This is a genomic window from Streptomyces lincolnensis, assembly GCF_021173675.1.
GTDB classification, from domain to species: domain Bacteria; phylum Actinomycetota; class Actinomycetes; order Streptomycetales; family Streptomycetaceae; genus Streptomyces; species Streptomyces lincolnensis_B.
On sequence record NZ_JAIHON010000008.1, the window covers coordinates 562,073 to 577,330 of the forward strand.

General features: G+C 72.5%; 11 protein-coding genes. 6 read left to right on the forward strand and 5 right to left on the reverse strand.

Annotation, left to right across the window (positions count from 1 at the left end; genetic code table 11):
- Positions 1 to 260 precede the first annotated feature (260 nt).
- The 4 genes from K4B79_RS26360 to K4B79_RS26375 all read right to left on the reverse strand — a co-directional run bounded on the left by K4B79_RS26360 (position 261) and on the right by K4B79_RS26375 (position 4,212).
- Positions 261 to 1,265 carry a DNA-3-methyladenine glycosylase family protein gene (locus tag K4B79_RS26360; protein ID WP_232029388.1) on the reverse strand — a complete coding sequence of 335 codons (1,005 nt, stop codon included), beginning with the start codon at positions 1,263 to 1,265 and terminating at the stop codon, positions 261 to 263.
- A gap of 68 nt (positions 1,266 to 1,333) precedes the next feature.
- Positions 1,334 to 2,635 carry a coenzyme F420-0:L-glutamate ligase gene (locus K4B79_RS26365; RefSeq protein ID WP_374208516.1) on the reverse strand — a complete coding sequence of 434 codons (1,302 nt, stop codon included), beginning with the start codon at positions 2,633 to 2,635 and terminating at the stop codon, positions 1,334 to 1,336.
- Between the two features lie 5 nt (positions 2,636 to 2,640).
- Positions 2,641 to 3,600, reverse strand: coding sequence for a 2-phospho-L-lactate transferase (gene cofD, locus K4B79_RS26370; RefSeq protein WP_232029390.1), 960 nt, complete (start codon positions 3,598 to 3,600; stop codon positions 2,641 to 2,643).
- 66 nt (positions 3,601 to 3,666) lie between these two features.
- The gene (locus K4B79_RS26375; RefSeq protein ID WP_232029391.1) at positions 3,667 to 4,212 is read right to left on the reverse strand and encodes a cysteine dioxygenase; all 546 of its coding nucleotides are present in this window, start codon (positions 4,210 to 4,212) and stop codon (positions 3,667 to 3,669) included.
- A gap of 732 nt (positions 4,213 to 4,944) precedes the next feature.
- Between K4B79_RS26375 and K4B79_RS26380 the strand changes: the two genes are divergently transcribed.
- The 3 genes from K4B79_RS26380 to K4B79_RS26390 all read left to right on the forward strand — a co-directional run bounded on the left by K4B79_RS26380 (position 4,945) and on the right by K4B79_RS26390 (position 10,639).
- Positions 4,945 to 5,208 carry a WhiB family transcriptional regulator gene (locus K4B79_RS26380; protein WP_010034659.1) on the forward strand — a complete coding sequence of 88 codons (264 nt, stop codon included), beginning with the start codon at positions 4,945 to 4,947 and terminating at the stop codon, positions 5,206 to 5,208.
- Positions 5,209 to 5,414: 206 nt separating this feature from the next.
- The gene (locus K4B79_RS26385; RefSeq protein WP_232029392.1) at positions 5,415 to 9,137 is read left to right on the forward strand and encodes a glycosyltransferase; all 3,723 of its coding nucleotides are present in this window, start codon (positions 5,415 to 5,417) and stop codon (positions 9,135 to 9,137) included.
- Positions 9,134 to 10,639 (forward strand): DUF5719 family protein, encoded by a 1,506-nt coding sequence (locus K4B79_RS26390; protein ID WP_232029393.1) that lies wholly within the window; start codon positions 9,134 to 9,136, stop codon positions 10,637 to 10,639. The genes K4B79_RS26385 and K4B79_RS26390 overlap by 4 nt, the downstream gene beginning before the upstream one ends.
- Before the next feature lie 52 nt (positions 10,640 to 10,691).
- Here the strand turns inward: K4B79_RS26390 and K4B79_RS26395 are convergent, their stop codons facing one another.
- Positions 10,692 to 11,141 carry a metallopeptidase family protein gene (locus K4B79_RS26395; RefSeq protein ID WP_232029394.1) on the reverse strand — a complete coding sequence of 150 codons (450 nt, stop codon included), beginning with the start codon at positions 11,139 to 11,141 and terminating at the stop codon, positions 10,692 to 10,694.
- 343 nt (positions 11,142 to 11,484) lie between these two features.
- Here K4B79_RS26395 and K4B79_RS26400 point away from each other — a divergent pair, with 343 nt between their 5' ends.
- The 3 genes from K4B79_RS26400 to K4B79_RS26410 all read left to right on the forward strand — a co-directional run bounded on the left by K4B79_RS26400 (position 11,485) and on the right by K4B79_RS26410 (position 15,126).
- Positions 11,485 to 11,856, forward strand: coding sequence for a DUF3499 domain-containing protein (locus tag K4B79_RS26400; protein WP_374208513.1), 372 nt, complete (start codon positions 11,485 to 11,487; stop codon positions 11,854 to 11,856).
- Between the two features lie 171 nt (positions 11,857 to 12,027).
- On the forward strand, positions 12,028 to 13,644 hold the full coding sequence (locus K4B79_RS26405; protein WP_232029433.1) for an L-lactate permease: 1,617 nt from the start codon (positions 12,028 to 12,030) through the stop codon (positions 13,642 to 13,644).
- A 117-nt stretch (positions 13,645 to 13,761) separates the two neighbouring features.
- Positions 13,762 to 15,126: a phosphomannomutase/phosphoglucomutase gene (locus K4B79_RS26410; protein WP_232029395.1), complete on the forward strand. Its 1,365-nt coding sequence runs from the start codon at positions 13,762 to 13,764 to the stop codon at positions 15,124 to 15,126.
- The last annotated feature ends 132 nt before the right edge of the window (positions 15,127 to 15,258 follow it).

Genomic DNA, 15,258 nt, shown 5'->3' on the forward strand with positions numbered 1-15,258 from the left:
AGGCCGAACCCCGCCCCAGGCCTCCTCAGCCCGTCCGGCGTTCGACGACGACCTCTTGCCGTCCCGATCCCCCACCCACCCGCACTTTCAGCCCGTCCCGCACTTCCAGCCCGTCCGGCGTTTGAGGACGAGGCCCCTTCAGGGCCGATCGGGGGTCCAGGGGGCGGAGCCCCCTGGGGGCGGCAGCCCCAGGGATGGGACGGGTAGGGGCGGCGGGGGCGAAACCCAAAGACAGCAACCACCACGCACCCGGAGACGACTCACAACCGCCCGATATCCCCCCGCGGCATCCGCGGCGCCCGCCGCCCCGGCCCCCGCCCACTCAACAAGATCAACCGAGCCGCCCGATGCCGCTGCCCCGCATAAGGCTCCAGCAACGACAACATCACCGCATCATCCGCCGACCGATCCCCGGCCAACGCCCACCCCACGATCCCCGGCAGATGCAGATCCCCCACGGTCACCGCATCCGCCGCCCCATGACTCCGCTGCACCACCTCCGCCGAAGTCCACGGCCCCACCCCCACCACGACCTCCAACCGAGCCCGAGCCTCCACCGCCGACATGGCCACGGCCTCCTCCAACCGCCAAGCCACCCGAACCGCCCGCAGAATCGTCGACGCCCGCTTGTTGTCGACCCCGGCCCGATGCCACTCCCACGACGGAATCAACGCCCACGTCCGAGGCGCCGGCATCACGAACAACCGCCCACCCGCCGCAGGCCCCGGCGCCGGCTCCCCGAACTTCCGCACGAGCAACCGCCACGCCCGATACGCCTCATCGGTAGTGACCTTCTGCTCCAGAATCGACGGAATCAACGACTCCAGCACCAGCCCGGTCCGCGTCAACCGCAACCCCGGCCGCCGATGCCACGCCTGAGCCACCACCCGATGCCGAGGCACGAAAGCGGCCGGATCATCCGCGGCCCCCAACAACTCCGGCAACCGCGAGAGCAGCCACTCACCCCCCGGCCCCCACGCCTCCCCGCGCACCTCACCGCCGTGGACGGACACCCGCAGCGTCCCCGGCCCGACGGGCGTCAGACTGGCCCGCCACACGGACCCGTCCGGCATCGCCCGGAACGTCGGATCCCCCGGCCCGCGCCGCAGCGCCCCGAGCACCAGCCCGAGATCCACCGGCCACCCCGGCACCCACGTCCGCACCCGCCCCGCGACCGGCGCCTGCCGGGGCACCCCCGAGGGCACGACGACCTCCCCGCCGCGCACGGTGGTACGCGTGGGCCGGGGAGAGAAGCGTCCTGCCACGTGATGAAGCCCCTGGAATACGAGAGAAGCCGTACGAGCCGCACGGGCCCTACGAGGTTAGGCCCATCTCACCGCACCGCGATGAAACTCCCCGCATCCCGCTCCGGCCGCGGCCGAGGCGCCTCCGCCGGATGCCCGACGGCGACCGCCCCCATCGGATCCCAGTCCGACGGCAGCCCAAGAACCTCCCGCACAACATCCCGGCAGAACATCGTCGACGACACCCACGCCGACCCCAGCCGCTCCCCGGCCAGTGCGACAAGGAAGTTCTGCACACCCGCCCCCGCGGCGACCACGAACATCTCCCGCTCGGCCCCGTCCCGCCGCGGATCGCCGTAGGAATGCGACCCGTCCATGACCAGACAGGGGACGACGAGATAGGGCGCGTTGCGCAGGACGTCCCCCCGCCGGACCCGCTTGGCGATGGACTCCTCGCTCTTGCCGTCCCGCCGCAGATCGGCGATCCAGGCGTCGCGCATGGCGTCCAGCAGTCGGGTCCGGGACCGCTCCGACTCCAGCAGCACGAACCGCCACGGTGTCGTGTGGTGCGGAGCCGGTGCCGTCACGGCCGCGGCCACGGCCCGTCGTACGGAGTCCGGGTCGACGGGCTCGTCCGTGAAGGCCCGGACCGTACGCCGCTGGGTGACCGCCTCCCGTACCGCCTCGGAGGTGCCCAGCCGGAACATGTCGTCGCGCGCGGAGCGCACCATGGCCCGCGCCCCCTCCCCGTGCTCCTCGGCCACCACGTGCGGCAGCCCGCGCACCACGGCGACGGGCAGCCCGGCGGCCTTGCCCTTGACCAGATCACCCGCGGCGGCCAGCTCGTCGGCCGTCGCGACGACGGTCGCGGCCAGCGGATTGCCGTACGCGTCCGTGCCCCCGCGCAGATCGTCCAGTACGCGCACCCCGGCGGCGCCGATGGCGACATCCGTGAGACCCGCGCGCCAGGGTCGGCCGAACGTGTCGGTGACGACCACGCCGACGTCCACCCCCAGAACGTCCCGCAGCCCGTCCCGGATCGCCCGAGCGGAGGCGTCCGGATCCTCGGGCAGCAACAACACCGTCCCGGACGGGGTGTTGGAGGCGTCCACCCCGGCGGCGGCCATCACGAGCCCCTGCCGGTTCTCGACGATCCGCAGCGGACCCCGCCGCGCCACGACCCGGACGGTCTCGGCGTCGATGGCCGCCTCCCGGTCGGACGCCTGTACGACCCGCCCCTCGGCCTTGGACACGATCTTCGAGGTGACGAGGAGCACGTCCCCGTCGAGCAGGCCGGGCTCGGCGGTGGCGATCAGCTTGGCGAGGTCGTCGCCCTGCCGTACCTCGGGAAGCCCGGCGACGGCCCAGACCCGGTAACCGTCCACAGACAGGCCGCTCAAACCGCCCGCACCTCCTCCGCCAGCGCCAGCGCCTCACGCGCCATCTGCGCGGCCGCGTCCACGTCGGTCATCATCAGCGGAACGGCCCGGCACCGGATCCCGGCGGCCTCGACCCGCTCCACCGCGCCCGCGTCGACGGTGTCGACCAGCCAGCCGTCCAGCAGCCCCGACCCGTAGTGCTCGGCGACCGCCGCGGCCGTGGACTCCACGCCGACCGCCGCGAGCACCTTGTCGGCCATCCCGCGCACGGGCGCGTCCCCGACGATGGGGGACAGGCCGACCACCGGCACCCCGGCCTCGGCGATCGCCTCGCGGATGCCGGGCACGGAGAGGATCGTGCCGACGGAGACGACCGGGTTGGACGGCGGGAACAGCACGACGTCGGCCTCCGCGATCGCCTCCAGCACGCCGGGCGCCGGCTTCGACTGCTCGGCGCCCACCGGCACGATCGCCTCGGCCGGCACGGAGGCCCGCAGCCGCACCCAGTACTCCTGGAAGTGCACCGCCTTGCGCTCCCCGTCCACCTCGACGGCGACATGCGTCTCGACGCGGTCGTCGGTCATCGGGATCAGCCGGACGCCCGGCTTCCACCGGTCGCACAGCGCCTGAGTCACCGCGCTGAGCGGGTATCCGGCGCTGATCATCTGGGTCCGCACGATGTGCGTGGCGAAGTCCCGGTCACCGAGGCCGAACCACTCGGGCCCGACGCCGTACGCCGCGAGCTCCTCCTTGAGGTGGAAGGTCTCCTCCGCGCGCCCCCAGCCCTGTTCCTCGTTGATGCCGCCGCCGAGCGTGTACATCACCGTGTCGAGGTCCGGGCAGACCTTCAGCCCGAAGAGGTGGATGTCGTCCCCGGTGTTGCCGATGACGGTGACGTCCGCGTCCGGCGCGGCCCGCTTCAGACCGCGCAGGAACCGTGCACCACCGATGCCGCCTGCCAGAACCACAATGCGCATGGGAGCAAGTCTCGCAGGCGGGTACGACAACGTGTCAGTCGGTCACGGCCACGCTGCCCTCGTGCCTCAGGCGGTCACGACGTCGACCTCGTCGTGCGCCTCACGGCCGGCGCAGGTCATGGGGGTCCCCCCGGTCGAACGAAGTTGAGACTGGGGGAGCATCGGCATCTCCGTCAGCCCCGGGTAGTACACGTGCAGGCTTATGGCCGGTTCCAGCGCGTCGTTGACCACCTCGTGCACATACCCCGGCGCGAAGACCCGCTGCGCGCCCGCCCCCAACGCGCGCGTGCCCCGCTCGGTCCGCTCGGTCAGCGTGCCCTCCAGGACGGTCAGGACACCGGAGGAGCGGCCGTGGTCGTGCAGCCCGCTGCCCTGACCCGGCACCCAGGACAGCAGCCACACCTCGTAGCCGGGGCCCGTGCGCAGCCGGTGGTACCAGCGGGTGGTCGCGTCGTAGCGGACGAGGTGCTCCCACCGGGAGCGGTCGGCGGCGATGGAGCGCGCCAGGCCGACGAAGTCGGCGACGGTGGCCGGGTGCTCGCGGGGGGCCTGGAGCAGATGCGGGACTTCGAGGATGTCGCCGGCGATCTGGAGGTCGCTGTCGCTGTTCATGGAGTGCGGTGGTTCCTCGGCGGAAGAGGCGGAAGAGTGGGGGCTGGCTGGGTGTCGCGTACCGTCCGCCCGGGTCACGGGAGACAGAGGTGCCCTGGTCCGGGCGTGGGAACAAGCAGCCGAGTCGCGGTGGACTCAGAGGCAGCCGGAGCGCGTTGGGCTCAACAGCTGGGACAGCAACAACAGCTACAGCGAGCGTGGGCAGCACCGAGGGACCCGGCGGAGCGGGTCGAGGTGAGTGCCAAGTTCGCGAGCATGCCCACAAGGACATCGGTTCATACCTTCACTGTCAACTCGGCACCCGGTAAGTGGGACAGGTTTCACCTCATCCGGTTCATCTCCGAGGCGAAAGGTTTGTTCATGGGGTGGCCGGGACACAAGGGCACAACCGGGCGCACGACCCCGGCGCGATCCGTGATCCGACTGTGATCAGTTTCGCTTCGGCGGACGGGGCGCAACGGGATCGAACGTCTGGGCGTCCTTCTTCGTACAGGGTCGAAAGAGGCCGTGTGTGGGACGGGGAACCCTCCGGCCCTCGTCTGTGTGTCAAGGTTTATGCCGATTTGAACACTTTCCGCAAGGCCTTGGTTCCGCAGAGTGAATAAGGGGCCCAATAGCAGATCTCGGCTTGACTCGCCCGGAGCAGCACACTTGTAATTTCACTCGTGTCGTTCAGCCGAAATCGGTAACGGCCACATCACGGGGACGCGAGTAGACAGACGAGGGGCGCACATGACCGAGACGGTGCAGCAACTGCTGGTCGACGACGCGGACGAGGAACTCGGCTGGCAGGAGCGCGCGCTGTGCGCCCAGACCGATCCCGAGTCCTTCTTCCCCGAGAAGGGCGGTTCCACCCGGGAGGCCAAGAAGGTCTGTCTCGCCTGTGAGGTCCGCTCCGAGTGCCTTGAGTACGCCCTGGCCAACGACGAGAGATTCGGTATCTGGGGCGGGCTGTCCGAGCGCGAACGCCGCCGGCTGAAGAAGGCCGCGGTCTGAGCCGCGGCTCCGGCGGAGTCGTGGCTCCGAGAGGCGCACGTCCGCACATACGTCCGTTCACGAAAGGCCCGTCGCAGGTGGTTGTCCACAGGCGGCGGGCCTCCTTCATGCCCAGCCGATAGTGTGGTCGCTCGTCCGAGACGCCTCGCCGCCCCCAGCGGGCACAGGCGTCCACCGCAGTCCACCGAACCGGGGCCCGTACCTCGATGTCCGTGCACAGCCACACGGCAGCGCGTCACGACACAGCTGCCACAGCGGCGTTTGACCCGACTCGCCCACCCGAGTTCCCACGTCATGTGGTGACCGCGGTGCTCGTCTCCCACGACGGCGCCCGCTGGCTGCCCGACGCGCTCGCCGGGCTGCTCGGCCAGGAGCGCCCCGTGCAGTTCGCCATGGGCGCCGACACCGGCAGCGCGGACACCTCCGCCCAGCTGGTCACCGACGCCCTCGGCGCCGACCGGGTGCTGCACCTGGCCCGGCGCACCGGTTTCGGCCAGGCCGTCGAGGAGGCGGGCCGCACCGCCCCCGTCCTCACCCCGGACGACCTGCCCTACCTGAAGCGGCCCAGCGGCTGGGACCCGGTCACCCGCACCTGGCGCGACGACGCCTACGACCTGCCCGAGCTCCCGCACGGAGAGCCGGTCCAGTGGCTGTGGCTGCTGCACGACGACTGCGCCCCCGAACCCGACGCCCTGGCCCAGCTGCTGCGCGTCGTGGACAACGAATACGAGCTGGGCCGCTCCGACGTCGCCGTCGTCGGCCCCAAGCTCCGCGGTTGGTACGACCGCAGGCAGCTGCTGGAGGTCGGCGTCACCATCGCCCACTCCGGGCGCCGCTGGACCGGCCTGGACCGCCGCGAACAGGACCAGGGCCAGCACGACCACGTCCGCGCGGTGCTGTCGGTCTCCACCGCCGGCATGCTCATCCGGCGCGACGTCTTCGAACAGCTCGGCGGCTTCGACCGCCGCCTGCCCCTCATGCGCGACGACGTCGACCTGTGCTGGCGCGCCCACGCGGCCGGCTACCGCGTCCTGATCGCCCCCGACGCCGTCGTCCGGCACGCCGAGGCCGCCTCGCGCGAGCGGCGCACCGTCGACTGCGCGGGCCGCACCACCGCCTCCCCGCACAAGGTCGACAAGGCCGGTGCCGTCTACACCCTGCTCGTCAACAGCCGCACGGCCCTGCTGCCCTGGGTGCTGCTGCGCGTGATGGTCGGCACCGTGCTGCGGACCGTCGCCTATCTCGTCGGCAAGGTCCCCGGCCAGGCCGTCGACGAGATCCGCGGCCTCATGGGCACCCTGCTGCGGCCCGAGCGGATCCTCGCCGGGCGCCGCAAGCGCGGGACGTCCGCCCTCGACAAGGAGGAGACACGCGCGCTGTTCCCGCCGCCCGGCGCGACCGTGCGGGCCACCGTGGAACAGGCCGCGGGCAGCCTCTTCGGCAGCTCCGACCCGGAGGTCACCTCCGGCGCCGGACGGCACGGCGGCGGCATCGAGTCCGGCCCCGGCGGCGACGACGCCGACTTCCTGGAGATCGAACAGTTCGCCCGCCTCAAGCGCATCGCCCGCAAGCCGGGCCCGGTGCTCTTCCTGGTGCTGCTGCTCGTCTCCCTGGTCGCCTGCCGCGCCCTGCTCGGCTCCGGCGCGCTCGCGGGCGGCGCCCTGCTGCCCGCGCCCGCCGACTCCGGCGAGCTGTGGTCGCGCTACCTGGACGCCTGGCACGCGGTGGGCGCCGGCGGCACCCCCGCCGCGCCGCCGTACCTGGCGATCGTCGCGATGCTCGCCTCCGTGCTGTTCGGCTCGACCGGCCTCGCGATCACCGTGCTGCTGGTCTGCTCGGTACCGCTGGCCGGTCTCGCCGCCTACTTCGCCTCCCGGCCGCTCGTCGAGTCCCGCCTGCTGCGCGCCTGGGGGGCCGTCGTCTACGCCTTCCTGCCCGCCGCCACCGGCGCACTCGCCGGCGGCCGACTCGGCACCGCCGTCCTCGCCGTCCTGCTGCCGCTCATGGCGCGCGCGGGCATCGCGGCCAGCGGCCTGGCGAACTCCTCCGGCACACGCGGCAGCTGGCGTGCCACCTGGGCCTACGCCCTGCTGCTGACCGTCACCACCGCGTTCACGCCGATCGTGTGGCCCATCGCGCTGGTCCTCGGCATCGCCCTGCTGGCCGTCCGCCGCGCCGAGATCACCCCCTACGGCCTGCGCTTCCTGGCCCAGCTCGGCACCCCCCTGCTGATCCTCGCCCCCTGGTCGCTGTCGCTCCTGCCGTTCGGCTTCTTCGAGGAAGCCGGCCTGGAGTACGGCGCCTCGGCGGCCTCCGCCGTGGACCTGCTCGGCATCAGCCCCGGCGGCCCCGGCACGGTCAGCGGACTGATGCTCATCGGTGTCGTCCTGGCCGCGCTGTCCGCCCTGCTGCGCTCCGAGCGGCAGTTCGGCATCTGGACCGCCTGGGCCGCCGCTCTGGTGGGCCTCGTCTTCGCGGTCCTGTCCAACAACTCCGCCTGGGCCGGACCCGCGACCCTCGTCTACGGCCTCGCGCTCCTGGCCGCCGCCGTCCTCGGCGCCGACGGAGCACGCGCGCGGGTGGCCGAGCAGAGCTTCGGCTGGCGCCAGCCGGTCGCCGCCCTGATCGCCTTCGCCTCGGCCGCGGGCCCGCTGCTCGTCGCCGCCGGCTGGATGATCGGCGGCGCCGACGGCCCGCTGGAACGGCGCGACCCCACCCAGGTGCCCGCGTTCGTCGCTGAGGAGAGCGGCACCCGCGACCAGGCCCGCACCCTCGTCCTCGACAGCGACTCCGCCGCCCACGTCGGCTACATGCTGGTGCGCGGCTCCGGCGCCCGCCTCGGCGACGCCGAGATCGCCGCGGCCGACGGCGAGAACAGCGCCCTCGACAAGGTCGTCGCCAACCTCGTGGCCGGCTCCGGCGCCGACCAGGCCGACCAGCTCGGCAAGTTCGCCGTGCGCTACGTCCTCGTCCACAAGGGCGCGCCCCGCGAGGTCACCCGCGTCCTGGACGCCACACCCGGCCTGTCCCGGCTCAGCCAGCAGGACGGCAGCGGACTGTGGCGCATCGACAGCGAGGTCGCCCGTGCCGTGATCACCACCGGGTCCGGCGATCCGCAGCCCGTGGCCGCAGGACCCGTCGACATCCACACCACGATCCCCGCCGGCGCCGACGGCCGTGTCCTGCGCCTCGCCGACACCGCAGCCGAGGGCTGGACGGCCACCCTGGACGGCAAACCGCTCACCCGCACCACGGTCGACGGCTGGGCCCAGGGCTTCGAACTCCCCGCCACCGGCGGCAGACTGGACGTCACCTTCGACGCCCCGTTCACCCACACCGTCTGGCTGTGGACCCAGGGCGCCCTCGCCGTCGTCCTCGTGGTGCTGGCCCTGCCCGGCCGCCGCCGAGACGTCGACGACGACCTCCCCGAGGAGCCGTCCGTCCCCGCCCAGGCCGTCGCCGGCGAGGGCCGCCGCGCCCGCCGCCTGCGCGCCCAGGCCGAGGCCGAGGCCGAAGAGGGCGTCAGGCCCGACGAGTTCCCGCCTCCGCCGGAGCAGGTCCCCGCCGCCGTACCCCAGCAGCAGCCCTACGGCGAGTGGGGTGAGACCCCGAGCTACGCGGGCGCCGAGTACGGCGGCTACGGCAACGACCAGTACCAGCAGGCCCCCCAGCAGTACCAGGCGGGCGGCTACGACCAGCAGCCCTACCAGGCGGACCCCTACCAGGGCGGCCAGTACGACCCGTACGCCTACAACGGCCAGTCCCCGCAGGCGCCGTACGACCAGGGCTACGACCAGCAGTACCAGCAGCAGGGCTACGACCAGGGCGAGAGCTACGACCAGGGCCAGGGCTACGACCCCACGTACGACCCGGCGCGGTCGCACCCCGACGGCCCCGGCAGTGAGCGCCCCGACGGGAGTCAGCAGTGAAGCGCACCACCCTGTCCCTGATCGTCGGCACCGCCGCGCTCGCCGCCGTCACGGGGTTCGCCACGCTCAGCTCACCGGACGCCGCCGGCACCGACACCGCCAAGGCGGCCGCCGAACTGCCCGTGGAGCGCACGAGCCTGATGTGCCCGGCGCCCAGCATCTCCGACCTGGCCGAGACGTCGTACACCTCCTTCACGCCCGTCACGAAGGGCACCGGAGGCGAGGGCAGGGCCGAACTCCGGCCCGCCACCGAGCAGTCGGCGGAGGGCGGCGGCGGGGACAGTGGCGACAAGAGCAAGAAGAAGACCGAGAAGCCGGTCCTGACCCCGAAGGAGCCCGGCACCCCGGTCACCGGGGACGCCTCCGGCGGCGACACCCCCGCACTCCTCGGCACCGCCGAGGGCAAGTTCGCGCCCGGCTGGGCCCTCCAGGAGACCACCGAGGTCGCCGCGGGCACCGGCCGCGGCCTCCAGGGCGTCAACTGCACCGCTCCGGACACCGAGTTCTGGTTCCCCGGTGCCAGCACGGCCGCCGACCGCACCGACTACGTGCACCTGACGAACCCCGACGACTCCGCCGCCGTCGTCGACATCGAGCTCTACGGCCAGGACGGCGCCATCGACTCCTCGGTGGGGGAGGGCATCACGGTCCAGCCGCACTCCAGCGAGCCGGTCCTGCTGTCCACGCTCACGGACGAGAAGCAGGAGAACCTCACCGTCCATGTGAACGTCCGCAGCGGACGCGTCGGCGCCGCCGTACAGGCGCTGGACGACCGGCTCGGCGGCGACTGGCTGGCCGCGTCCACCGACCCGGCGCCCAGTCTGGTCCTGCCCGGCATCCCCAAGGACGCCACCGCCGTACGCCTGGTCGCCTTCACGCCCGGAGACTCCGACGCCGACCTGAAGGTCCGCCTCGCCTCACCGTCCGGCGCGATCACCCCCGCCGGCAACGAGACACTGCACGTCAAGGCTGGCATGACGACCGCCGTCGACCTCGGCGACCTCACCCGCGGCGAGGCCGGCTCCCTGATCCTCACCCCGACCGACCAGTCCGTCCCGGTCGTCGCCGCCCTGCGGGTCGTCCGCGGCAAGGGCGCCGACCAGGAGACGGCGTTCATCCCGGCCACGGCTCCCGTGGGCACGCGCGCGACGGTCGCCGACAACAGCGCCAAGGGCACCACGCTCTCCCTCGTCGCCCCCACCCGCGCCGCGAAGGTCAAGGTCACCGCCTCGGCGGGCAGCGACGGCGGCACGGCCGTCTCCAAGACCTTCACCATCAAGGCGGGCACCACGGAGAACGTCGACGCCCCGGTCCCGAGCGGCCTCAAGGGCACCTACGCCCTGACCGTCGAGCCCCTCTCCGGAGGCCCCGTCTACGCCGCCCGAACCCTCGCGGCCACCGAGGACGGCGTCTCCGGCTTCACCATCCAGACCCTCCCGGACGACCGGGGCACGGTGGCGGTACCGGAGGCGGACCAGGATCTGGAAGTGCTCCAGAAGTAGCCGGTCGGTGCGCTCGCGGCGCGGGCGGGCGTGCCGCCGAGGCCCCGGCGGCTCAGTCCTCCCCGTACCGCGGGTCCACCGTCTCCGGAGTCAGTCCCAGCACCTCGGCGACCTGCTCCACCACGACCTCGTGCACCAGCGCGGCCCGCTCGTCCCGCCCCTTGGTGCGGATCTCCACCGGCCGCCGATACACGATCACCCGGGCCGGCCGTCCCTCCCGAGAGGGAACCGTGCCGCCCAGGGGCACCGCCTCGTCGTTCCACTCCTGCCCCGGCCCGTCCAGCCGCGGCACCTCCAGAACCAGGAAATCGATGTCGGCGAGCTGCGGCCACCGCCGCTCCAGCCGCTCCACGGAGTCCTGCACCAGATCCGCGAACACATCGGAACGGCTCGCGGCGAGCGGCACCTGCGGCGGGGCGATCGGGCCGCGCATGCCCCGCCCGTGGCGATCACGGCGGCGGGGCCCGGGGCCGAGGGCGCGGGGCGGTACGGGGTTGTCCATCACTGGTGAAGCGTAGTCCTCGCCGCAGCCGGCCGCCCGGCCCCCACGCGGCAGGGTGAACGACGTCCGTCCACCCGTACGGCATGTCGGCAGTTGATCATTCCAGCCAAGGTTGGGCTCGATTTCGTATCTCTCCGAGACCGTCGACCTCAAGGCAATTGACAGGGTTTGTACCGAGTGGTGATCGGGCACAGGACCGTTCGACGCCTCAGACGCGGGTGTCCGCCCTGGTCAGCGCCGTGTGACCGGAGATGCGTGTGGGGCGTTTCACAGCACGACACGGTGGAGTGACCTGGGGGAGAGTCGTCGCGGCCCGCTCAAGAGTGCGGTACCGTCCAACGTCGTGAGCCCTGTACGTCGCTGTTCGCGCACCGCTTGCGGCCGTCCCGCCGTCGCGACGCTGACGTACGTCTACGCCGACTCGACCGCGGTCCTCGGCCCGCTCGCCACCTACGCCGAACCCCACTGCTACGACCTGTGCGCCGAGCACTCCGAGCGCCTCACCGCCCCGCGCGGGTGGGAGGTCGTCCGCCTGCTCGACGGCTCGGCCCCGGCCCGGCCCAGCGGCGACGATCTGGAAGCGCTCGCCAACGCGGTGCGCGAGGCGGCCCGTCCCCAGGAGCGCGCGGCCGGCGGTGGCGGGGCGCGGGCGGCGGACCCCAGGGAGGTCGCACGCCGCGGCCACCTGCGGGTACTGCGCTCGCCGGACAACTGACGGGCGACGCCCGCTCGTGCGTGTGTATTTCGTGCACGTTCCACTCAGTGGCGCACGCCCATTGACGCGTCGTTGGCGCGGACACGACCATTCCGTAAGCCGAAACGAGAAATCGCTTTCCGCATGACGGAATGGGCGGGGGAGCGGGACCGACGGATCGGGGAGGCGCCCGTGTACGTCCAGGAACTGGAACCCGTCGCCGGCTCACTCGGCCTGTCGGCCCTGGTGGCGGCCCTGCCCCTGGTGATCGTCCTCGTCCTGCTCGGCGGCGTCCGCCTGAAGGCGCACCTGGCGGGCCTCACAGGCCTCCTGGCGGCCGCTCTGGTCGCCTGGCTCGCGTACGGCATGCCGCTGGACCAGACGCTCTCCAGTGCCGCCCAGGGAGCCGTCTTCGGCCTCTTCCCCATCCTGTGGATCGTCGTCAACGCCCTGTGGGTGTACCGGATGACGGTCCGCACCCGGCACTTCGACATCCTGCGCCGCTCCTTCGGAGGGCTCTCCGACGACCCGCGCATCCAGGCCCTGGTCGTCGCCTTCTGCTTCGGTGCCCTCCTGGAGGCCCTCGCCGGCTTCGGGGCGCCCGTCGCGATCTGCTCGGTCATGCTCGTGGCGCTGGGCTTCGAGCCGGTGCGCGCCGCGGTCGTCGCCCTGGTCGCCAACACCGCGCCGGTCGCCTTCGGAGCGATGGGCACGCCCGTCGTGACCCTCTCCCAGGTCACCGAACTGCCCCTGGACACCGTGGCGTCCGTGGTGGGCCGTCAAACCCCGCTGCTGGCCCTGGTGGTGCCCCTGGTCCTGGTCTGGCTGGTGGACGGGCGGCGCGGCCTGCGCGAGACCTGGGTGCCCGCCCTGGCGTGCGGAATCGCCTTCGCCGTCGCCCAGTTCGCCGCCTCCAACTACGTCTCCGCCCAACTCGCCGACATCGGGGCCGCCCTGGCCGGCGCGGGCGCCCTGGTCGCCGTACCGCAGGCACGCAGGCCCGTCGCCGAACCCGTGCGCGCGGCCGTGCTGACCGGAGCGCGCAGCGAGGACCTGGACGAGGCCGACCCGCGCGGCGAGGTCGTGCGCGCCTACGCCCCGTACGCGCTGATCGTCGTGATCTTCTCTGTCGCCCAGATCCCGGCGGTCAAGGACTGGCTGGCCAGGACCACACAGACCTACGACTGGCCCTTCCTGGACGTCGTGAACGCCGACGGCGATCCGGTCGGCGCCAACGTCTTCAGCTGGCCGATCGTGTCCACCGGCGGCACGCTCGTCCTGCTCGCGGGCATCCTCACGGCGGTCGTTCTCGGCGTACACGCGCGCGTGGCGGTCAGGGAATGGGCCGCAACGGTCCACGAGTTGAGGTTCGCGATCCTCACCGTGACCTCCGTCCTGGCCCTCGCCTACGTCATGAACCTCTCCGGACAGGCCGCCACCATCGGCCACTTCGTGGCGGCGGCGGGAGCCGGGCTCGCCTTCCTGTCGCCGGTCCTCGGCTGGTTCGGGGTCGCGGTCTCCGGCTCGGACACCTCGGCCAACGCGCTCTTCGGGGCGTTGCAGGTGACCGCCGCCCGGGAGTCGGGGCTGTCCCCGGAGCTGCTGGCCGCCGCGAACAGCTCGGGCGGCGTCCTCGGCAAGATGATCTCCCCGCAGAACCTCACCATCGCCTGCGCGGCCGTGGGCCTCGCGGGCCGCGAAGGGGACCTGCTGCGCAAGGTGCTGCCCTGGAGCATCGGACTGCTGCTGGTGATGTGTCTGATCGTGGTCGGACAGAGCTCACCGGTGCTGGGCTGGATGCTGCCCTGAGCCGTCCGGAGTCCTGACCTCCGGTTATGCCCGGGAGTCCGCTCGGGGATCACACGGCGCGCTGTCGGTGGCGGCGGGTAGTTTGTGGTGACCAAAGGACTTTCAGGAAGGTTGGCCGTGGCCGCTGATCTGTCACAGCTCGTGAAGGCGTACGACGTGCGCGGGGTCGTCCCGGACCAGTGGGACGAGCCCCTCGCCGAACTCTTCGGGGCCGCCTTCGTCCGGGTGACCGGCGCGAGCGCCATCGTGACCGGGCACGACATGCGGCCCTCGTCCCCCGGCCTGTCGCGGGCCTTCGCGCGCGGAGCGGCCGCCCAGGGCGCCGACGTGACCGAGATCGGCCTGTGCTCGACCGACCAGCTGTACTACGCCTCCGGCGCGCTGGACCTGCCGGGCGCGATGTTCACGGCCTCCCACAACCCGGCCCAGTACAACGGCATCAAGCTGTGCCGCGCCGGAGCCGCCCCGGTGGGCCAGGACACCGGCCTCGCCGAGATCCGTACGCTGGCCGAACAGTGGAGCGACGAGGGCGCCCCCGCCCCGGCCGCCGGCACGGGCGGCATCACGCGGCGCGACACGCTGACGGACTACGCGGCCCACCTCCGCTCCCTCGTCGACCTGACCGCCATCCGCCCCCTGAAGGTCGTCGTCGACGCGGGCAACGGCATGGGCGGGCACACGGTCCCGACGGTGTTCGAGGGCCTCCCGCTGGACCTGGTGCCCCTGTACTTCGAACTCGACGGCACCTTCCCCAACCACGAGGCCAACCCCCTCGACCCGGCCAACCTCGTGGACCTCCAGAAGCGCGTCCGCGAGGAGGGCGCCGACCTCGGCATCGCCTTCGACGGCGACGCCGACCGCTGCTTCGTCGTCGACGAGCACGGCGACCCGGTCTCCCCGTCCGCCATCACCGCCCTGGTGGCCTCCCGCGAACTCGCCAGGAACGGCGGCCGGGGCATCGTCATCCACAACCTCATCACCTCCTGGTCCGTCCCGGAGGTCGTCAAGGAGAACGGCGGCACACCGGTCCGCACGCGCGTGGGCCACTCCTTCATCAAGGCCGAGATGGCGAAGGCCGGCGCCATCTTCGGCGGCGAGCACTCCGCGCACTACTACTTCAAGGACTTCTGGAACGCCGACACGGGCATGCTCGCCGCCCTCCACGTCCTCGCCGCCCTCGGCGGCCAGGACGGCCCCCTCTCCGCTCTCGTCGCCCAGTACGACCGCTACACGGGCTCCGGCGAGATCAACTCCACCGTCGCCGACCAGACCGACCGCCTCGCCGCCGTCCGAGCCGCCTATGAGGGCCGGGAAGGCATCACCCTCGACACCCTCGACGGCCTCACCGTCACCTCCGCCGACTGGTGGTTCAACGTCCGCCCCTCCAACACCGAACCACTCCTCCGCCTCAACGCCGAGGCGAGGGACGAGGCGACGATGACGAAGGTGCGGGACGAGGTGCTCGCCATCATCAGAAGCTGACGAGCAAGAGTCCGGGGGACGTTTCAGCCCGTCCGGCACTCCCAGCCCGTCCGGCACTTCCAGCCCGTCCGGCACTCCCAGCCCGTCCGGCGTTTGAGGACGAGGCCCCTTCAGGGCCGATAAGGGGGTCTG